Annotated in this window: 17 protein-coding genes and 2 tRNA genes; 5 read left to right on the top strand and 14 right to left on the bottom strand. The window is 61.5% G+C overall.

Annotation, left to right across the window (positions count from 1 at the left end):
• Positions 1–227: 227 nt before the first annotated feature.
• Together BLS75_RS14340 and BLS75_RS14335 are read right to left on the bottom strand one after the other, a co-directional pair.
• Positions 228–304, bottom strand: a tRNA-Met gene (locus tag BLS75_RS14340).
• A 192-nt stretch (positions 305–496) separates the two neighbouring features.
• Positions 497–573: transfer RNA gene (locus BLS75_RS14335), tRNA-Met, on the bottom strand.
• Between the two features lie 295 nt (positions 574–868).
• Here BLS75_RS14335 and dinB point away from each other — a divergent pair.
• Complete coding sequence (gene dinB, locus BLS75_RS14330; protein ID WP_072451127.1) at positions 869–1,936, top strand: DNA polymerase IV; 1,068 nt, start codon at positions 869–871, stop codon at positions 1,934–1,936.
• Positions 1,937–2,000: 64 nt separating this feature from the next.
• On the opposite strand, the gene BLS75_RS14325 is transcribed toward dinB, so the two are convergent.
• The 4 genes from BLS75_RS14325 to BLS75_RS14310 all read right to left on the bottom strand — a co-directional run bounded on the left by BLS75_RS14325 (position 2,001) and on the right by BLS75_RS14310 (position 6,778).
• Complete coding sequence (locus BLS75_RS14325; protein WP_011059599.1) at positions 2,001–2,954, bottom strand: hypothetical protein; 954 nt, start codon at positions 2,952–2,954, stop codon at positions 2,001–2,003.
• 17 nt (positions 2,955–2,971) lie between these two features.
• Positions 2,972–4,687 carry a proline--tRNA ligase gene (locus BLS75_RS14320; RefSeq protein WP_011059600.1) on the bottom strand — a complete coding sequence of 572 codons (1,716 nt, stop codon included), beginning with the start codon at positions 4,685–4,687 and terminating at the stop codon, positions 2,972–2,974.
• 129 nt (positions 4,688–4,816) lie between these two features.
• Positions 4,817–6,382: an AmpG family muropeptide MFS transporter gene (locus tag BLS75_RS14315; protein ID WP_011059601.1), complete on the bottom strand. Its 1,566-nt coding sequence runs from the start codon at positions 6,380–6,382 to the stop codon at positions 4,817–4,819.
• A gap of 42 nt (positions 6,383–6,424) precedes the next feature.
• The gene (locus BLS75_RS14310; RefSeq protein ID WP_015634389.1) at positions 6,425–6,778 is read right to left on the bottom strand and encodes an MGMT family protein; all 354 of its coding nucleotides are present in this window, start codon (positions 6,776–6,778) and stop codon (positions 6,425–6,427) included.
• Positions 6,779–6,939: 161 nt separating this feature from the next.
• Between BLS75_RS14310 and BLS75_RS14305 the strand changes: the two genes are divergently transcribed.
• Positions 6,940–7,947: a DUF481 domain-containing protein gene (locus BLS75_RS14305; protein WP_026020131.1), complete on the top strand. Its 1,008-nt coding sequence runs from the start codon at positions 6,940–6,942 to the stop codon at positions 7,945–7,947.
• Positions 7,948–8,051: 104 nt separating this feature from the next.
• Here the strand turns inward: BLS75_RS14305 and BLS75_RS14300 are convergent, their stop codons facing one another.
• On the bottom strand, positions 8,052–8,261 hold the full coding sequence (locus BLS75_RS14300; RefSeq protein WP_002554837.1) for a cold-shock protein: 210 nt from the start codon (positions 8,259–8,261) through the stop codon (positions 8,052–8,054).
• Positions 8,262–8,613: 352 nt separating this feature from the next.
• Here BLS75_RS14300 and dcd point away from each other — a divergent pair, with 352 nt between their 5' ends.
• Together dcd and BLS75_RS14290 are read left to right on the top strand one after the other, a co-directional pair.
• Positions 8,614–9,180, top strand: coding sequence for a dCTP deaminase (gene dcd, locus BLS75_RS14295; protein ID WP_011059604.1), 567 nt, complete (start codon positions 8,614–8,616; stop codon positions 9,178–9,180).
• A 106-nt stretch (positions 9,181–9,286) separates the two neighbouring features.
• On the top strand, positions 9,287–9,499 hold the full coding sequence (locus tag BLS75_RS14290) for a hypothetical protein (RefSeq protein WP_011059605.1): 213 nt from the start codon (positions 9,287–9,289) through the stop codon (positions 9,497–9,499).
• Between the two features lie 52 nt (positions 9,500–9,551).
• On the opposite strand, the gene BLS75_RS14285 is transcribed toward BLS75_RS14290, so the two are convergent.
• The 7 genes from BLS75_RS14285 to BLS75_RS14255 all read right to left on the bottom strand — a co-directional run bounded on the left by BLS75_RS14285 (position 9,552) and on the right by BLS75_RS14255 (position 17,377).
• Positions 9,552–10,316 carry an ABC transporter ATP-binding protein gene (locus tag BLS75_RS14285; RefSeq protein WP_015634391.1) on the bottom strand — a complete coding sequence of 255 codons (765 nt, stop codon included), beginning with the start codon at positions 10,314–10,316 and terminating at the stop codon, positions 9,552–9,554.
• A gap of 14 nt (positions 10,317–10,330) precedes the next feature.
• Positions 10,331–11,449, bottom strand: coding sequence for a succinylglutamate desuccinylase/aspartoacylase family protein (locus BLS75_RS14280; RefSeq protein WP_011059607.1), 1,119 nt, complete (start codon positions 11,447–11,449; stop codon positions 10,331–10,333).
• Positions 11,450–11,472: 23 nt separating this feature from the next.
• A complete protein-coding gene (locus BLS75_RS14275; protein ID WP_011059608.1) occupies positions 11,473–12,183 on the bottom strand; it encodes an ABC transporter permease in 711 nt (236 codons plus the stop codon).
• On the bottom strand, positions 12,180–12,908 hold the full coding sequence (locus BLS75_RS14270) for an ABC transporter permease (protein ID WP_072451126.1): 729 nt from the start codon (positions 12,906–12,908) through the stop codon (positions 12,180–12,182). Before BLS75_RS14270 ends, BLS75_RS14275 begins: the two co-directional genes overlap by 4 nt.
• A 56-nt stretch (positions 12,909–12,964) precedes the next feature.
• Positions 12,965–13,747: a transporter substrate-binding domain-containing protein gene (locus BLS75_RS14265; RefSeq protein ID WP_011059610.1), complete on the bottom strand. Its 783-nt coding sequence runs from the start codon at positions 13,745–13,747 to the stop codon at positions 12,965–12,967.
• A gap of 325 nt (positions 13,748–14,072) precedes the next feature.
• Positions 14,073–16,502, bottom strand: coding sequence for a penicillin acylase family protein (locus BLS75_RS14260; RefSeq protein ID WP_053149396.1), 2,430 nt, complete (start codon positions 16,500–16,502; stop codon positions 14,073–14,075).
• Positions 16,503–16,735: 233 nt separating this feature from the next.
• On the bottom strand, positions 16,736–17,377 hold the full coding sequence (locus BLS75_RS14255; RefSeq protein ID WP_072451125.1) for a glutathione binding-like protein: 642 nt from the start codon (positions 17,375–17,377) through the stop codon (positions 16,736–16,738).
• Positions 17,378–17,518: 141 nt separating this feature from the next.
• Between BLS75_RS14255 and BLS75_RS14250 the strand changes: the two genes are divergently transcribed.
• Positions 17,519–18,088 carry a cysteine hydrolase family protein gene (locus tag BLS75_RS14250; RefSeq protein ID WP_072451124.1) on the top strand — a complete coding sequence of 190 codons (570 nt, stop codon included), beginning with the start codon at positions 17,519–17,521 and terminating at the stop codon, positions 18,086–18,088.
• Positions 18,089–18,123 lie beyond the last annotated feature (35 nt).

Genomic DNA, 18,123 nt, shown 5'->3' with positions numbered 1-18,123 from the left:
CCAATCCCTGTAGAAAAAATAATTTCAAATATTAACGCGTCTCACCGTGGCCCGGCGAGCCTGCGCGATCAACGCAAGGTGGTTGCCCCGAGACAGAGCATAGCTTGCATGGTGAAGAGTCGACGCGCTGCTAAAGGTTCGCAACACATTGCCAGATCATTGTTGCCAAAGGACTTTTTCGACAGATACAAAAAAGGCCACTCTTTCGAGTAGCCTTTTTTGATGTTTGGTTGCGGGAGCCGGATTTGAACCGACGACCTTCGGGTTATGAGCCCGACGAGCTACCAGACTGCTCCATCCCGCGTCTGTGTGGCGGCATTCTACAGGCGAACGACCGAGTGTCAACCTTTAATGGTCCCAGAGGTCAAATTAACGTCGAAAACCTGGCTGGCCAACTTAAGTCATGGACCTGCAAGGAGTTTTACAGGGCGTGAAGGTAAGGAAAAACACGCGCGCACAAAAAAGGCCACTCTTTCGAGTAGCCTTTTTTGATGTTTGGTTGCGGGAGCCGGATTTGAACCGACGACCTTCGGGTTATGAGCCCGACGAGCTACCAGACTGCTCCATCCCGCGTCTGTGTGGCCGAATTCTACAGAGCCGGCAGATCCTGTCAATCATTAAATTTTGAAAATTGCTTCCGGTTCAATCGCTTAGCTTCCTTGAAGGGGCTTTTCGGAGGGCTCGGGCCTAGCTAGAACGGGGCTTGCAGCTCTATTGACGGCGTTGTTGTCATTGAGCAAATAAATTCAGCCGGGCCTGATGAAGGTCAGCGCGAAGATGCAAGGTACTGGTGCTATATACAGGTGTCGGTAGATACTTGCCTTCTGCTTTCATTGCGACCTGTGCCTTCCATGATCTCTGCCTTTATATGATGCAGCGCAAAATCATCCACATTGACTGCGATTGCTTCTACGCCGCCATCGAAATGCGCGATGCCCCGCACCTGGCCAGCAAGCCGCTGGCGGTGGGCGGGTCTGCAGATCGACGGGGGGTGATTGCTACCTGCAATTATGAGGCGCGGGCCTATGGGGTGCGCTCGGCCATGTCCTCCCGGCACGCCCTGACCCTGTGCCCGGACCTGGTGATCGTCAAGCCGCGCATGGAGGCCTATCGGGAAGCTTCCAAAGAGATCCATACGATCTTTCGCGACTACACCGACCTGATCGAACCCCTGTCGCTGGACGAGGCCTACCTGGATGTTTCCGAAAGCCCGAGCTTTGCCGGCAGCGCCACGCGTATCGCCCAGGACATTCGCCGTCGGGTTTCCAATCAGTTGCACATCACCGTGTCGGCCGGGGTGGCGCCGAACAAATTCCTGGCGAAGATCGCCAGTGACTGGAAAAAGCCCAACGGCCTGTTTGTGATCACCCCTGACCAGGTGGAGGATTTCGTCTCCGAGCTGCCAGTGAGCAAGCTGCACGGAGTGGGTAAGGTCACGGCGGACAAGCTGGGGCGCCTGGGCATTGTCGACTGCCTGCAATTACGGGACTGGAGCAAGCTGGCGCTGGTGCGCGAGTTCGGCAGTTTTGGCGAGCGCCTGTGGAGCCTGGCCCGGGGCATCGATGAGCGGCCAGTGCAGAACGATAGCCGGCGGCAGTCGATCAGCGTGGAGAATACCTACGACGTGGACTTGCCGGATCTGGACAGTTGCCTGCAGAAGTTGCCGGAACTGATGGAGATCCTGGCGGGGCGCATGGCGCGCATCGACAGCAGCTACCGGCCGGGCAAGCCTTTCGTCAAAGTGAAGTTTCATGATTTTACCCAGACCACGCTGGAACAGGCGGGGGCGGGGCGTGACCTGGAGAGTTATCGGCAATTGCTGACCCAGGCCTTCAAGCGCGGCGGCAAGCCGGTGCGCCTGCTGGGAATTGGCGTGCGTTTGCAGGATATGCGCGACGGTCATGAACAGCTGGAGCTGTTCCAAGGGGGGGGGTAGGGGCTGGCCGGTTGCGATCCATCCGAGGCATCGCTTTCGCCGGCAAGCCGGCTCCTACAGGGGGTCAGTTGCTGCCGGGGTCGGCCACCAGGCGGCCGGCATTCTTGGTCAGGGACTTGAGGAACTCGTTCTGCAGCTCCGGATCGTTGCGGGTCAGCTCGATCAGGCTTTGCTCCAGTTCGCTGGCTTCTTCCTCCAGGCCCAGCTCCGACAGGCGCTTGACCCGGTGCACCCACTGGCTCACCTCATCATCTTCCAGGTCGTCGTAGATCAGTGCATGGGCTTCCTGCAATTTGCTGCGCAGGCCGCTGCTGATGCTCAGGGAGGAGTCCGAATGCACTTCGTCCTGAGCGTCTTCGACACTGATCTGCAGCTTGCCGATGTGATTCAGGTCCTGCTCGGAAAACGGATTGTCCAGCAGGTTCAAGCGCAGCACGCCATTGCGGTCGGTGCTCAGCTCGTAGGTCTGCTTGCCGGCCTTGACCTGCACCGGACGCTCGCTCCATGGCAGGCTCGAATACTCCAGGCGCTTGTCGCGCTGGACTTCATCGATGGCTGCCAGGTTCTGCTGAGCACGGCCATGGGACGGCATGTTCATGAACGGGTTGAGTCCGGACACGCCGTAGCTGATCCAGTCCTTGGTCACGCTGTCCGGCAGGTTGCCCAGGGCGAACACATTGACCACATTGGCTCCGACGCCCGCCACCAGTGCCACCGCGCCCAGCGGGATCTCGTAGATCTCGCGCCAGGGTTGGTAGGGCGTGTAGCGATCGTAGCGGCGAGTGACCTCGAACTCGGTGACTTCGAAGGTCTTCTGTTCGTGAATGCGCACTCGGCGTTGCGGCAGCTCAAGCACCTTAGGCTCACCGACATCGATCTGCAGGCTGTGATCGAGCAGTTTGCGCTCGACACGTTCCTCGTGTTCGCTGCGTTGCGACATCTGGTTGGCACAGCCGCTGACCAGCAGGGCGCCGCATAAAGCGGCGCCCCCGAGGCTTAAGGTGTTTCGCTTGAACATGACTTCTCTATCTGGTTTCAGCGACGGATACGGGCTTGAAGGAAGGACAGTACGTCGGCCACGGGCAGTGCTTGCGCCTCGGCTTCGGTACGGCTCTTGTATTCCAGGTTGCCTTCGGCGAGGCCGCGGTCGCTGACCACGATCCGGTGAGGAATGCCGATCAGCTCCATGTCCGCGAACTTGATGCCCGGGCTGGTCTTCTTGTCACGATCGTCCAGCAGCACTTCGAAGCCGGCAGCGGTGAGTTCCGAGTAGAGCTTGTCGGTGGCTTCGCGAACCTGCTCGGTTTCGTAGCGCAGTGGCACCAGGGCAATCTGGAACGGCGCCAGGGTGTCGCTCCAGATGATGCCGTTGGCATCGTTGTTCTGCTCGATGGCAGCAGCCACCACACGGGATACGCCAATGCCGTAGCAACCCATTTCCAGGGTCACCGGCTTGCCGTTCTCGCCCAGCACTTCGCACTTCATCGCCTTGCTGTACTTGTTGCCCAGCTGGAAGATGTGCCCGACTTCGATGCCGCGCTTGATTTCCAGGGTGCCCTTGCCGTCCGGGCTCGGGTCGCCGGCCACCACGTTACGCAGGTCGGCCACGGTCGGAACCGGAAGATCGCGTTCCCAGTTGACGCCGAAGTAGTGCTTGTCGTCGATGTTCGCACCGATACCGAAGTCGCTCATCAGCTCGACCGAACGGTCGATGATGATCGGCAGCGGCAGGTTCAGCGGGCCGAGGGAACCGGCGCCGGCGCCAATGGCGTCACGCAGTTCGGCATCGGACGCCATGACCAGCGGGCTGGCAACGCCAGGCTGGTTGGCGGCCTTGATTTCGTTGAGTTCGTGGTCGCCACGGATGATCAGGGCAATCAGCTTGCCTGGCTCTTCGGCGTGGACGATCAGGGTCTTGATGGTCTTTTCAATCGGCAGATTGAATTTTTCCACCAGCGCGGCAATGGTCTTGGTGTCTGGCGTATCGACCAGGCGCAGTTCTTCGGCTGGCGCTGGACGCGAGGTTTCGCGAGGCACTGCCTCGGCTTTCTCGATGTTCGCCGCGTAGTCGGAGCCGTTGCTGAAGACGATATCGTCTTCACCGGATTCGGCCAGCACGTGGAATTCGTGGGAGCCGGCGCCGCCGATGGAGCCGTTGTCCGCTTCAACCGGGCGGAACTTCAGGCCCAGGCGGGTGAAGACATTGCAATAAGCCTGGTGCATGCGGTCGTAGGTGACCTGCAAGGACGCCTGGTCGGCGTGGAAGGAGTAGGCGTCCTTCATGATGAACTCGCGGCCGCGCATCAGACCGAAGCGTGGGCGGATTTCATCGCGGAATTTGGTCTGGATCTGGTACAGGTTCAGCGGCAGCTGCTTGTAGCTGCTCAGCTCGTTGCGAGCCAGATCGGTGATCACTTCTTCGTGGGTCGGGCCGGCGCAGAAATCGCGACCGTGACGGTCTTTGAAGCGCAGCAGCTCCGGGCCGTATTCTTCCCAGCGACCGGATTCCTGCCACAGCTCAGCCGGCTGAGTGCTCGGCATCAACACTTCAAGCGCGCCCGCGGCGTTCATTTCTTCGCGAACGATGGCTTCAACCTTACGCATCACCCGCAAGCCCATCGGCAGCCAGGTGTACAGGCCGGAAGCCAGTTTACGGATCATGCCGGCGCGCAGCATCAGCTGATGGCTGATCACGACCGCGTCGGAAGGCGTTTCTTTCTGTGTGGCGAGCAAATATTGACTGGTGCGCATGGTAGGCCGTTGTCGGTTGCTGAAGACTGGAAGTGACGGAGCATTGTACGGGCGAGTTCCGCTGGCGTACAGGATTGCGCTCGGAGGGGGCGGGGGCTACTGCGAAAAGTGTGCAACCCCCGGGATTTTCTAGGATTCTTCGCCGACTGCGGTGCTGTTGGCGGAGCTTTCGGGCTCGGGTTTCGGCCCGGCGCGGCGGCTCTCCTGGAACCAGTGAATGGCGATCAGGATCAGTGTCGGCACCCCGAGGATCGCGGTGATGAGAAAGAAGTCGTGATAGCCGAACTTTTCCACCATGACCCCGGAATAGCCGCCGATCAGGCGCGGCAGCAGCAGCATGATGGAACTGAGCAGGGCGTACTGGGTGGCGGAGAACTTGAGGTTGGTCAGGCTCGACAGGTAGGCGACGAAGGCTGAAGTGGCCATGCCTGAACTGAAGTTGTCCAGGGAAATGGTGACGATCAGCATCTTCAGGTTCGGGCCCATGTCGGCAAGCATGAGGAACAGCAGGTTGGTCCCGGCCGATGCGGCGCCGCCGATGAACAGGATCGGCAGGATGCCGAACCGCACGATCAGCAGGCCGCCCATGCCGGCGCCGAGCAGGGTCATGATCAGCCCGAAGATCTTGCTGACCCCGGCGATCTGGTCTTTGGTGAAACCCTGGTCGATGTAGAACACGTTGGCCATGACGCCCATGACCGTGTCCGACATGCGATAGGTGGCAATCAGCCCCAATAGCAGAAAGGCTTGCCAGCGATAGCGCAGGATGAAGTCGTTGACCGGCGTCAGCACCGGCGCCAGGCCCCGGCGGCCCATGGCCGAGAGGCACAGGGTGCTGAGGGTGATGTAGAGGATGGCCCGCAGGAAGGCGCGGTCTTCCAGCAGCAGGTCCAGCAGGCTGACGCCGTCGAAGATCACGCTGGCGAAGTCGGTGTTGTACAGCTGGGTGAAGGTGGCGGGGACGGAAACCAGTAGCACGATCAGCACGAATACCGAGATCAACTGGTGAGCGAAGCTGTAGCGCCCGGCGGACAGTTGGGTGCGCAGCGGCACCGCGGGTTCACGCATCAGCAATGTGGTGATCAGCGCGGGGATCATCAGCACCCCGAACAGCACGTAGGTGCCGGTCCAGGCCGAGTGCTTGTAGCTGAAACCGGTGGAGCCGAAGCCTTCGGCGAAAAACAGTGCGCCGGCGGTGGCCAGCAGCACGGCAACCCGATAGCCGGACATGTAACTGGCGGCCAGGGCGGCCTGGCGGCTGTCGTCGGCGATTTCCAGGCGGTAGGCGTCGATGGCGATGTCCTGGGTGGCCGAGGCGAATGCCACGATCACCGCAATGGCAATCAGCCAGGAAAGGTGCTTTTGCGGGTCGCAGAAACCCATGCCGATCAGGCCGAGAATCACCAGGGTCTGCGCCAGCACCAGCCAGGAACGACGTCGACCGAGCTTGCCCAGGAGGGGCAGGCGCCATTGGTCGAGCAGGGGCGACCATACCCACTTGAAGGCATAGGCCAGGCCGATCAGGCTGGCGTAACCGATGGTTTCACGGGCCACACCGGCCTCGCGCAACCACACCGAAAGAGTCGAGAACACCAGCATGTAAGGCATGCCGGCGGCGAAACCAAGCAGCAACAGCACGAGCGTCGAGGGGCTGGCATAGGCGGCAAGTGCGGCGCGCCAGGTTTTACGGGGCATGGGCTGAAGTCTGCCTCAGATTACGGAAACAAAGCGCGCACTCTAACCGCTGTGCTCCACCGGGCGCCAGCCATGGCGCTGAATATCCACGCGATTGTTCAGGATAGAGACACCTTCGCCACGCAGTCTGGCCCGCTGCTCGTCGCCCGAGGGACTGCCGGCCGGCAAGCTCAGGCGACCACCGGCGCCGAGCACTCGGTGCCAGGGCAGGCTGGTGTCGGCGGGTAACTGGCTGAGGGTGCGCCCGACCCAGCGTGCCGCCCGTCCCAGGCCTGCCATCTCCGCCAGTTGGCCGTAGCTCACCACCCTGCCTTCGGGGACCTGGGCCAGGGTCAGGTATAGCGCCGTACGTCGGATCTGTGCAGGGCTTTGCGGCTCTTCGCTGTGTTCGGTCACATTCGCGCTTCCAGATAATAGAGGAGGGACGCCGGTCGGCTGTGGTGATCAAAGCCGGATGAGTATTGAACTCACTCTCAATACCCGGGTCAGTCCTGACTAAGGCTTGTTCAGCAGGAATAATGCCGTTTTTTTTCGCAAGATCGAGTCCTCTATTGCTTATGTTGCCTAGAACTTTGCTGTGTTTCGCGGTGCTCAGCGCCTCCATGCCTGTATTGGCCGATACCGTATGGTTGAAGAACGGTGATCGCCTGAGTGGCAAGATCAAGGTGTTCGACGGTGGCAAGCTGTTGATCCAGACCGACTATGGCGGCGCCATCAATATTGACTGGAAGCAGGTCAAGACTCTGGAGAGCGACCAGGAGCTGCTGGTCAAGCAGGATGCCTACACCGGAGAGAAGGCCAAGTCGCTGCAGGCGGCGGACGAAGGCAAGGTGATCCTGGCCAACGGCGAGGCGCCCAAGACGGTGGAGCTGGCGAGCATCCAGCAGATCATGAAGCCCAAGCCGCTGGTGGAGGACATGGTCTGGAAAGGCAACGTCGACGTGGCCATGGACTACAAGCGCGCCGAAAAGAATACCGATGACTACGACATCGACTTCAAGACCTCGGCGCGTCACGGGGCCTGGCGCCACAATGCCCAGGGCGAATACAACCGTGAGTTCCAGGATCATGTGGTGACCACGGACAACTGGAGCGCCGAGTACGCTCTGGACCGTTTCATCACGGAAAAGTGGTTCTGGGAGGGGCGCCTGACCTACAAGCGGGACAAGGTCGAGGACCTGGCGCGGCAGCGGGTGGTGGGTACCGGCCCCGGCTACCAGTTCTGGGATGATGAGCTGGGTGCGTTCTCCCTGGGCTCGCTGCTCAACCGTACCGATTACGAGTACGCCGATGGTGGCAAGGACAACTTCTATTCCCTGGCGATGAAGTGGGACTACAACCGTTACCTGATCGGCAAGCGGGTGGAGTTCTTCACCAATGGCGAGGTGGGGCGGCCGCTTTCGGGGGTGGCCGACTATGCACTGGATGCCGAGATGGGGCTGCGCTACAAGGTCACCGACTGGGCTTCATTGAACCTCAAGGCGGAAAAAGACCTGATCCGCGGTACCGAAGACAGCGATCTGGACAAGACCCGCTACACCGTGGGCTTTGGCGTGACCTGGTAACCCGGGACGCATGGGCGCCTTTTCAACGAGGGCGCCGACAAAAGTGACGGGCACAAAAAAGCCCCGCTGTTGAGGGCGGGGCTTTTTTACTGGATCAGTACAAGTTAGATAACTTGAACTTCTTCAGCTTGCATGCCTTTCTGACCGCGGGTAGCGATGAAAGAAACCTGTTGGCCTTCTTTCAGGCTTTTGAAGCCGTCGGATTGGATAGCTTTGAAGTGTACGAACAGGTCGTCACCGGATTGTGGAGTGATGAAGCCGAAGCCTTTTTCATCGTTGAACCACTTAACGGTACCGGTTTGGCGATTAGACATGGTGTATCTCCTTGGACAAAGTTAACTGCGACTCAGGAAAAGCCCTGGCCGAGACTGAGTGCAAAGAGCAGGAAAAATTCTTGGAGATGGTTGGATCGAAATTCAACATCGTGTAGAGATTCTCAGTGACACAAGCAGCACAGTGGCGCCACCTTAACCCTTTTTCCTGAACGTGCCAATGGTCAGCGCGAAGGTTTCTCGGTTTTCGTGACTGACGGCGGGGCGCTCGTCGCCCAGCCCTTGAAAATCGTGGCGTGAGGCGAGAAAAACGTCCCAGACTTTGAACCCGACCTCGCGCCCCGGTAAGATGCCAGACCGTTTTTTTTCACCTCGCTATTTCAGGACACCCGCCATGAGCATCAAATCGGACAAGTGGATTCGCCGCATGGCGCAAGAGCACGGCATGATCGAGCCCTTCGTAGAGCGCCAGATGCGTGGCGAAGGCCAGGATCGGCTGATCTCCTTCGGGGTGTCGAGCTACGGCTACGACGTGCGTTGCGCCGATGAATTCAAGGTGTTCACCAACATCAATTCGGCCACCGTCGATCCGAAGAACTTCGATGAAAAGAGCTTCGTCGACATCAAGAGCGACGTCTGCATCATTCCGCCTAACTCCTTTGCCCTGGCACGCACCGTCGAGTACTTCCGCATTCCGCGCAACGTGCTGACCATTTGCCTGGGCAAGAGCACCTATGCCCGTTGCGGCATCATCGTCAACGTGACCCCGCTGGAACCCGAGTGGGAAGGCCACGTGACCCTGGAATTCTCCAACACCACCACCTTGCCGGCGAAGATCTACGCCAACGAAGGCGTGGCGCAGATGCTGTTCCTGGAGTCGGACGAAGAGTGTGAAGTGTCCTACAAGGACCGTGGCGGCAAATACCAGGGCCAGCGTGGCGTGACCCTGCCACGCACCTGAGTTCGTCTGTCTGACGAATAGCGGGAATTCCTGAGCCGGCAGGCACTCTATTGGAGGTACTGCCGGTACGCGCAAGGCGTACCCGGCACAGCTCAGGAGTGCCCTCATGAAGATAGATCCGCGAATCAGTGCCACCTTGGCCAGGCTGGAACCCAATCAGGTTGGCGTACTGGCCTGGACCCTGCTGGCGCATCCTCCCGTTAGCATGGCCGGTGGCATTCCCGGCCAGCCGGATCCCGATTCCCCGCAACCCCTTGAACCCACCGAGCCGGGCGAACCGACCCTGCCCGACGAACCGCCTCCCGCGCCTGTCGCCTGAAGCCCGTACCGCGCCCGCCCGGCCCAGAGCCTGAACGGGCGCGGTATCGCTGTTACTTCAGGTTGCCGCTGAGAAACTGCTGCAAGCGCTCGCTTTTCGGATTGCCCAGCACGTCCTCCGGAGCACCTTCTTCTTCCACCAGGCCCTTGTGCAGGAACAGCACCTGGCTGGACACCTTGCGCGCAAAACTCATCTCGTGGGTGACCATGATCATGGTCCGGCCCTCTTCGGCCAGGCCCTGGATCACCTTGAGCACCTCGCCCACCAGCTCCGGATCCAGGGCCGAGGTGGGTTCGTCGAACAGCATGACCTCCGGCTCCATGGCCAGGGCCCGGGCGATGGCCACCCTTTGCTGCTGGCCGCCGGAGAGAAACGCCGGGTACTGGCTGGCCACCCGTGCCGGCAGGCCGACCTTGTCCAGGTAACGCCGGGCGCGTTCCTCGGCCTCCCTGGTGCTGACCCCCAGCACTCGGCGCGGGGCCATGGTGATGTTTTCCAGCACGGTCATGTGGCTCCACAGGTTGAAGTGCTGGAACACCATCGCCAGGCGGGTGCGAATCCGCTGCAGTTCGGCCGGGTCGGCCACGTGCATGCCGTGGCGGTCGCTGACCATGCGGATCTGCTGGCCATCCAGGCTCATGGCGCCGTCATCCGGGGTTTCGAGAAAGTTGATGCAGCGCAGGAAGGTGCTCTTGCCCGAGCCGCTGGCGCCGATCAGGCTGATCACGTCGCCGGTCCTGGCCTTGAGGGAAACACCTTTGAGCACTTCATTGTCGCCATAGCATTTATGCAGGCCTTCAACGGTCAATTTGTACATGGGGGCGTGCATCCTCAAGGCGAAAGTAGGTAACCGCTGCGATAGGCCTCGCGACCGGCGACATGGGCGATCACCATGCCTGCGGTGGCCATGCGTCGCAGCGAGCGGGCGTACATGAGCCCGGCGTTGTTGCAATGGATGGGGGTGACCCGGTCGTGGATCGGGTCGATGATTTCGGCCACCAGTTGCCCGGCCTCCAGGTATTCCCCCGGCAGGGCGTTGAACACCAGCAGCCCGCCTACCGGGGTCGCCACCGGTTCGACGCCGGCCAGGGGCGTGGCCGGGAAGGGCAGTTCGGGCAGTGGCGGCGCTTCACCGGCGATGGCCCCAAGCCGGGTCAGGTAGTCGATCAGGGCCTGGCAGTCGAGGCTGGCCAGGCCGTGGTTGACGTCGCCCTGGCCGCGCAGCTCGACGGTCACCGCAAAGCTGCCTGTCGGGATGGCGAAACGCTCGCCGAAGCGCTGTTGCAGTTGCCACCACAGCAGGCTGAAGCATTCGTCGAACGACCAGGCCGCGGAGTCGGTGGCCAGCAGGCAGGCTTCGGCGCCCAGGTAGCGAGCCAGCGGCTCCACCCGGGGCCAGGCTTCGGGGGTGGTGTAGAGATGCGCCACAGCCTCGAAGTCGCAATGCAGGTCCAGCACCATGTCGGCATCGCAGGCCAGCCGTTGCAGGGTCAACTGCAGGGACTGCAGTTGGGTTTGCGGCCGCTGGCGCGCCAGGGCATCGATCAGGTGACGGCGGATCAGTTCAAGGTTGTGTTCAGGGTCGGCATTGAGCAGCCCTTCGATGGCATCGCCGACTTGTTCGCCCAGGTCGGCGAAGCCGCGGTTGAAGTTCTGCCCGCTTTCCAGCTGGTAGCGGCCCAGGGGCACATCCATCAGCACCTGTTCCAGGCCCACCGGATTGGCCACCGGCACCAGGACGATTTCCTGGCGCAGGCGACCGGCGGCTTCCAGCTCGGCCAGGTGTTGCTTGAGGTGCCAGGCCACCAGCATGCCGGGCAACTCGTCGGCGTGCAGGGAGGACTGGATATAGACCTTGCCGGCGGCCTGGGGCGGGCCGAAGTGAAAGCTGTGGACCTGGCGCGCGGTGCCCGGCAGCGGGGCGAGCAGGTCGTGGATCTCGTGGCGCATTGACGGTTTTCCTGCAGCAAGTCCTAGTGGGTCGGCCCGAGGAAAGCCAGCCAGCGGCGTTCGGCGAGGCGGAACAGGCCCACCAGGGCGAAGGTCACGCACAGGTAGATGATGGCGGCGATGCCGAACGACTGAAAGGTCAGGAAGGTCGCCGAGTTGGCGTCCCGGGCGATTTTCAGGATGTCGGGAATGGTCGCAGTGAAGGCCACGGTGGTGGAGTGCAGCATCAGGATCACTTCGTTGCTGTAGTAGGGCAACGAGCGGCGCAGGGCCGAGGGCATGATCACGTAGGCGTACAGCTTCCAGCCGCTCAGGCCATAGGCCTTGGCCGCTTCGACTTCGCCGTGGGCCATGCTGCGGATCGCCCCGGCGAAGATCTCCGTGGTGTAGGCGCAGGTGTTCAGGGCGAAGGCAAGGATGGTGCAGTTCATTGCATCGCGAAAGAACGCATCCAGGACTGGCTGTGCGCGAATCGCGGCGATGCTGTAGATCCCGGTGTAGCAGATCAGCAACTGGATATAGAGCGGTGTGCCACGAAACAGGTAGGTGTAGAACTGCACCGGCCAGCGGATGTAGCGCTTGGGCGAGACCCGGGCGATGGACAGCGGGATCGACACCAAAAAGCCGATGCAGATCGAGGCACTGAGCAGCCACATGGTCATGGCCAGGCCGGTCACGTGGTAGCCATCGCTATAAAGGAAGGGACGCCAGTATTCCTGCAGGAGTTCGATCATCGCACGGCCTCCCGGGCGCCGGCGGCGTAACGCCGTTCAAGCCTGCGCAGGACAAAGTTGGAGGCACTGGTGATCAACAGGTAGATCAGCGCCGCCAGAACCAGGAAGTAGAAGAGTTGGTAGGTGCTCTTGCCGGCGTCCTGGGCAGCCTTGACTAGGTCGGCCAGGCCAATGATCGACACCAGGGCCGTGGCCTTGAGCATCACCATCCAGTTGTTGCCGATGCCTGGCAGGGCAAAGCGCATCATTTGCGGAAAGACCACGAAGCGAAAGCGCTGGCCGCGTTTCAGGCCATAGGCGGTGGCCGCTTCCACCTGGCCCCGGGGCACGGCAAGGATCGCCCCGCGAAAGGTTTCGGTGAAGTAGGCGCCATAGATGAAACCCAGGGTGATCACCCCGGCGCTGAAGGGGTTGATCTCGATGTAGTCCCACTCCATGAAATCGGTAAAGGAGGTCAACCAGGTTTGCAGGCTGTAGAAAATCAGCAGCATCAGGACCAGGTCCGGCACGCCGCGGATCAGGGTGGTGTAGAGCTGGGCCGGAACCCGCAGCAGGGCAACGCTGGACAATTTGGCGCTGGCGCCGATCAGGCCCAGCAAAACGCTGACCAGCAGCGACAACACCGACAACTTGATGGTCATCCAGGTACCTTCCAGCAGCAGAGGGCCGAAACCCTTCAGGCTGAGTTCGGAAAGCCCCAGGTTTTTTAGAAGTTCTTCGAGCATTGATCTGTGACCCGTAGCGATAAAAAAGGCGCCCATCGAGGATGGGCGCCGACAGGTTATTTACCGCTGTAGAGGTTCAGGTCACCGAAGTGTTTTTTCTGGATGGTGGCGTAGGTGCCATCATCGTGTAACGCTTTGATACCTTTATCCAGAAGCGCTTTCAGCTCTTTGTTACCTTTCGAGATACCCACCGCGGTCTTGGCCGGCAGCAGTGGGTCGTCCACCGGCTTGCTGATCTCATAGTCAGCGCCTTGCGGTGACTTGAGGAAGCCCAGTTCGGCCTGCAGCATGTCCTGGATCGAGGCATCGAGACGCCCGGAAGTCAGGTCGGCATAGACCTGGTCCTGGTTCTGATAGGCCTGGGTCTTGACCCCGGCCTTGTCCAGCACGGCCTTGGCGTAGGCTTCCTGAATGGTGCCCTGCTCGTAGCCGACGGTCTTGCCCTTGAGCGAGGCGGTGTCTTCGCTCAGGCCCGAGCCTTTCTTGAACACGAATGCGGTGGGGCCGGAAAACAGTTCGTTGGAGAAGTCGATGACTTTCTCGCGAGCCGGGGTGACGGTCATGGACGAGATCACACCGTCGAATTTATTGGCCTTGAGGCCTGGAATCATGCCGTCGAAGTCACTTTCGACCCACTTGCACTTGACCTTCAGCTCGGCACAGATGGCATTGCCCAGGTCGATGTCGAAACCCACCAGGCTGCCGTCGGCGGCCTTGGATTCGAAGGGGGCGTAGGAAGGGTCGACGCCGAAGCGCAGTTCCTTGTATTCCTTGGCCAGCGCGGAGCCGGCGGCCATGCAGAGAGCCAATGCAGAAAGGGTCAGCAATGCTTTTTTCATTATTCAATCCCTAAGAACCAATATGAGCGCTTGTGGCGCATGAGTACTGTTACTGGACCGCATAAGACTTAATGAAAGTAGCAATTTCCGAACCAGAGTCCCGAACAGGTGTTTTAAAAGCGCTGGAAAGCAGCGACACGAGGGAACCCGTGCGCCGAGATGGGGCGTGATTTTTGGCAGGCGCCAATAAGGTGCGAAGGGGTGGGCAATCTACGATGGGCGAACTGACAGGGCTGCCAGTGCCAAGCGCGGTTGAGGGCGCCGGTGAGCTGTTCGTTTTGGAGCAGGCCCGCTTGCACAGGACGTGCAAGCGGGTGGGGGAAGGTTACTTGCCTGGAACCAGGGTCAGGCGGGTCTTGCCGTAGCTGCGCTCGAAGTTCTGCGGTTGCATCGGCAGGCTCAGGTACTGGGCCTTGAGCCAGCCGTCGATGCCGTTGGCATAGTTGGGGCTCACCGGGTTGCCGGACTGGCCGCTGCTGTTGAGGCCCATCAAGGGTTCGCTGAGGCCGAAATCCACGATCAGGCGCAGGGCCGGTGTATCGGTGATGGCAAAATCCTGCCCCCAACGGTACGCGGCGCTGTTGATGGTGTTGTGGTCGCCTCCGGCCTGAAGCGGGCCACGGATCTGCCGGCCATTGGCGTTGGTCCACTGGTAGCTGTGCAGCTTGCCCCATTGCCAGGCCTTGCGGTCGGCGCCCAGCAGTTGCTCGCCGGAGCTGATGGCGGCTGCCAGGCTGCGGGCGAGGATGGCTGGCTTGTCTTCCTTTTGCGCGGTGCGCGAATCGTCCCAGAACGGGCTGTCTTCCTGGCCCAGCAGGTGGTCGGCCTGGGCCGAGTAGGAAAGGTTGCCGTTGGCGACGAAGGCTTGCCAGGCGTCACTGGACTCGGGGCCGAGCTTGTCGAGGAAGATTTGCTTGGCGCTCTCCTGCAGGAACAATTCGTACAACGCCGCGTCGGCCGAGCCGGCGCTGACCTTGCCGTCGAACGCGAGCAAGCGGCTATAGGCTTCCCTGGCCTTGGCGCGTTCGGTATCGGGCAAGGCCTCGATGGCCTGCTTCAGCGGCTGGGCCATGCCCGGAGCTTCGAACATCTTTTTCAGTTTGGCGGCGAACAGGGTGCTTTGGTCGTACTGCAGGGCGATCAGGCTGCGGTTGTCCTGCTTGCCGCTGGAGGCCAGACCGGCCATGCGCTCGGCCCGTTCCGGGGCGTGCCAGGAATTGGAAAGCTGCATGCCGTAGCCCCGCGAGATCACTCGCTGGTTGGCGGTGGCGATCCAGCCCTGGGGCGGGTCCTGGTCGTAGGGGTGGAGCATCGGGTCGGCGTAGCCGTCCCAGTCGTAACGGCCATCCCAACCCGGTGAGGGCAGCAAGCCTTCGCCTTCGCGGCGGTTGGGGAAGCGCCCGGTGACCTGCCAGCCGATGTTGCTGGCGTCGGCAAACACCATGTTCAGGGCGATGGCGCGGATTTCCCGACTGGCATCCGAGGCCTTCTCGACGTTCTGCGCCCGGGACAGGTCGAAGAAGGCATCCAGGGTCTTGTCGTCCTTGAGCTCCGGCGTCTGCAGGGCCAGGCCGAAACCGTTACCGAGCGCTGCCCCCAGGGCGCTGTTGAGCAGCGGGCCATGGCGGGTCTCGTACACGGCTTCGCGAATCGGCCGCTGGCCTTTGACGAAATAGGTTTCGTTGCGCACGGTCACCGGCTGCCATTTGCCGTTGTTCTGGTAGTACAGGGCGTTGCCCTGGCGCTTGAGCTTTTCCAGGAACAGGTCCTGGTTGTCTCCCTCCACCGAGCTCATGCTCCAGGCCACCTTGCCGTTGAAGCCCTGGAGAATCGCCGGCAGGCCAGCGATGGACGCGCCAGCGGCCTGGTATTTCGGCGCGCGGATCTGGGCGTAGTACCAGGCTTGCAGGTGGCTGTCGGCGGCCAGCAGGCTGCGGCCGGTGCGGCTGCGCTGTGGGGCGATGGCCAGGTTGCTGCCGCCGCGGGTGCCCAGGCTGTTGAGCTGGGCCAGACGGTTGATGGCGCGGCTGACTTCGTTCAGGCCCGGCACAGTGAGATTCAGGCCCTTGAGTTTGTCCGCTTCGGCCAAGGGCAGGGGTTCATCGGGATAGCTCGGAGTCAGCCACGGCAGTTTGTCGCTGCCGACTTTCTGCGCCAGCACCAGGGCGTTGATCTCTTCTTGCAGGTTGGCGGACTGGCCGAAGTTCAGCAGGCAGAAGATCAGCGCCGAATCCTCGGCTTTCCAGTATTCGGGGGTGTAGCCCTGGGCTGCCAGGTCCGGCGGCAGCTTGTCGCGATAGCGGAACAGGTAGGCGTTGACGCCCCGGGCATAGACCTCGAAGAAGCGCTTGATCCGTGGCGACGAAGCCTTGTACAGCTCATCGGCGCTTTTCTTCAGGTTGATCGCGCGCATCAGGCGGTCCACTTCCAGTGCGTCGGCACCGGACATTTCGGCCAGGCGGCCCTGTGCCAGCAGGCGCAGGGTCACCATCTGGCCAATGCGGTCGCTGGCGTGCACATAGCCCAGGGTGAACAGGGCGTCATGGAAGCTGCTGCTTTCGATCAGCGGTACGCCGACCGCGTTGCGCCGCACGGAAACGTTCTGTGCCAGGCCCTTGAGCGGTTGCACGCCAGAGGTGGGGGGCAGGGTGTCTTGAGTGTTCCAGGACTGGCAACCGGCCAGGCTCAGAGCACTGGCCACTGCCGCGGCAACGCCGAACCGGGGAAGAAAATGTGAGAAGGCTGGCGAGGCCATGGCAAAGCTCCTGCGGGGGGTAGCGTCGATAAAGGCGCTACGTTAGTGAGCAGGCGAGTGCCGCGCAAGCGGGGGCAGGAGGTATTTCTCGACGACGCTGCAAATAGCGATCGCTGGCGCGTCAGCGCCTGGCAAAACCCGTAGGAGCCGGCTTGCCGGCGAAGAGGCCTTCTGGCCTTGGCTGGCCCTTGCGGGCACCGTGACTGGCAAGCCAGCTCCTGCAGGCACAAGGCTCAGGAGGCGGGATTGACCTGCTCTACCAAGGCATAGGCCCGCTCGGTAGCCGGCCGGGCCTGGATGCTGTTGAACCAGCGGTGCAGATGCGGGAAGTCCTCGAGTTTCTGGCTCTGCTTCTTGTAGGAAGCGATCCAGGGATAGATCGCCATGTCGGCAATGCTGTAGTCGCTGCCGGCGACGAACTTGCGGTCCGCCAGGCGTCGATCGAGCACGCCGTACAGGCGCGCGGTTTCATCCACATAACGTTTGATGGCGTAGGGGATCTTTTCCGGGGCGAACTGGCTGAAGTGATGATTCTGCCCAGCCATCGGTCCCAGCCCGCCCATCTGCCAGAACAGCCATTGCAGGGCTTCCTGGCGCCCGCGCAGGTCCTGGGGCAGGAACTGGCCGGTCTTTTCCGCGAGGTACAACAGGATCGCCCCGGACTCGAACAGCGACAGTGGCTGGCCGCCATCGACGGGTTGGTGGTCAACGATCGCCGGAATGCGGTTGTTGGGCGCGATCTTCAGGAATTCGGGCTTGAATTGCTCACCCAGGCCGATGTTCACCGGGTACAGGGTGTAGGGCAGGCCGGCTTCTTCCAGGAACAGGGAGATCTTGTGGCCGTTGGGGGTGGTCCAGTAATACAGGTCGATCATGGAACGCTCCAATTGGGATGTATCTGTGCTTAAGGACAGCAAACTCCGGCATTAGGTCGTCCTGTCTGCATTCGATGGCTTGCCTGAACAGCTAAGTGATGCTCAAGTGCGGCAAATTCAATGACCTCGACAGAGAAAAACATGCCCCTTCCGGCCAGCACCGCACTGATGCTCATCGACCAGCAGCAAGGCATCCTCCAGCCTCGGCTTGGCCCGCGCAACAACCCCGAGGCGCAGGTGCGGATGCTCGAACTGCTGGCCCACTGGCGCGCCCGCGGCTGGCCGGTGATCCATGTGCAACACCTGTCGCGTTCGCCGGATTCGGTGTTCTGGCCCGGGCAGTCGGGGGTGGAGTTTCAACCGTGCTTTGAGCCCCGGGACGGGGAATGGCGGGTTCAGAAGCAGGTGCCGGATGCGTTTTGCGCCAATTCGCTGGAAGCGGATTTGCGGCGCGAGGGGATTGCCGGGTTGGTGATTGTCGGTGTCGCCACCAACAACTCTGTGGAGTCGACGGCGCGTACGGCTGGCAACCTGGGCTTTGCCGTGTGGGTGGTGGCCGACGCCTGCTACACCTTCGACAAGCCCGACTTCAGCGGTCGGGCCCGTAGTGCCGAGGAGGTGCATGCCATGTCGCTGGCCAATCTGGATGGCGAGTACGCCACCGTCCTGGACCTGGCGCAGTTGCTGGCCCAGGAGACCGGGCGCAGCTGAAGGCGCAAGTGCTCAGGCAGGCCCCGCCCGCGCTC

Origin of the sequence: Pseudomonas sp. NFPP12 (assembly GCF_900103205.1) — a bacterium.
In the GTDB taxonomy this organism is placed as follows: Bacteria; Pseudomonadota; Gammaproteobacteria; order Pseudomonadales; family Pseudomonadaceae; genus Aquipseudomonas; species Aquipseudomonas protegens.
Note: the sequence above shows the minus strand (reverse complement) of the source record. Positions and strands in the feature narration are given on the sequence as shown.

Bases quoted from the DNA above. Each gene is read 5' to 3' on its own strand.
- dinB (WP_072451127.1), top strand. From the start codon at position 869: ATGATGCAGCGCAAAATCATCCACATTGACTGCGATTGCTTCTACGCC.
- BLS75_RS14325 (WP_011059599.1), bottom strand. From the start codon at position 2,954: ATGTTCAAGCGAAACACCTTAAGCCTCGGGGGCGCCGCTTTATGCGGC.
- BLS75_RS14320 (WP_011059600.1), bottom strand. From the start codon at position 4,687: ATGCGCACCAGTCAATATTTGCTCGCCACACAGAAAGAAACGCCTTCC.
- BLS75_RS14315 (WP_011059601.1), bottom strand. From the start codon at position 6,382: ATGCCCCGTAAAACCTGGCGCGCCGCACTTGCCGCCTATGCCAGCCCC.
- BLS75_RS14305 (WP_026020131.1), top strand. From the start codon at position 6,940: ATGTTGCCTAGAACTTTGCTGTGTTTCGCGGTGCTCAGCGCCTCCATG.
- BLS75_RS14300 (WP_002554837.1), bottom strand. From the start codon at position 8,261: ATGTCTAATCGCCAAACCGGTACCGTTAAGTGGTTCAACGATGAAAAA.
- dcd (WP_011059604.1), top strand. From the start codon at position 8,614: ATGAGCATCAAATCGGACAAGTGGATTCGCCGCATGGCGCAAGAGCAC.
- BLS75_RS14290 (WP_011059605.1), top strand. From the start codon at position 9,287: ATGAAGATAGATCCGCGAATCAGTGCCACCTTGGCCAGGCTGGAACCC.
- BLS75_RS14285 (WP_015634391.1), bottom strand. From the start codon at position 10,316: ATGTACAAATTGACCGTTGAAGGCCTGCATAAATGCTATGGCGACAAT.
- BLS75_RS14280 (WP_011059607.1), bottom strand. From the start codon at position 11,449: ATGCGCCACGAGATCCACGACCTGCTCGCCCCGCTGCCGGGCACCGCG.
- BLS75_RS14275 (WP_011059608.1), bottom strand. From the start codon at position 12,183: ATGATCGAACTCCTGCAGGAATACTGGCGTCCCTTCCTTTATAGCGAT.
- BLS75_RS14270 (WP_072451126.1), bottom strand. From the start codon at position 12,908: ATGCTCGAAGAACTTCTAAAAAACCTGGGGCTTTCCGAACTCAGCCTG.
- BLS75_RS14265 (WP_011059610.1), bottom strand. From the start codon at position 13,747: ATGAAAAAAGCATTGCTGACCCTTTCTGCATTGGCTCTCTGCATGGCC.
- BLS75_RS14260 (WP_053149396.1), bottom strand. From the start codon at position 16,502: ATGGCCTCGCCAGCCTTCTCACATTTTCTTCCCCGGTTCGGCGTTGCC.
- BLS75_RS14255 (WP_072451125.1), bottom strand. From the start codon at position 17,377: ATGATCGACCTGTATTACTGGACCACCCCCAACGGCCACAAGATCTCC.
- BLS75_RS14250 (WP_072451124.1), top strand. From the start codon at position 17,519: ATGCCCCTTCCGGCCAGCACCGCACTGATGCTCATCGACCAGCAGCAA.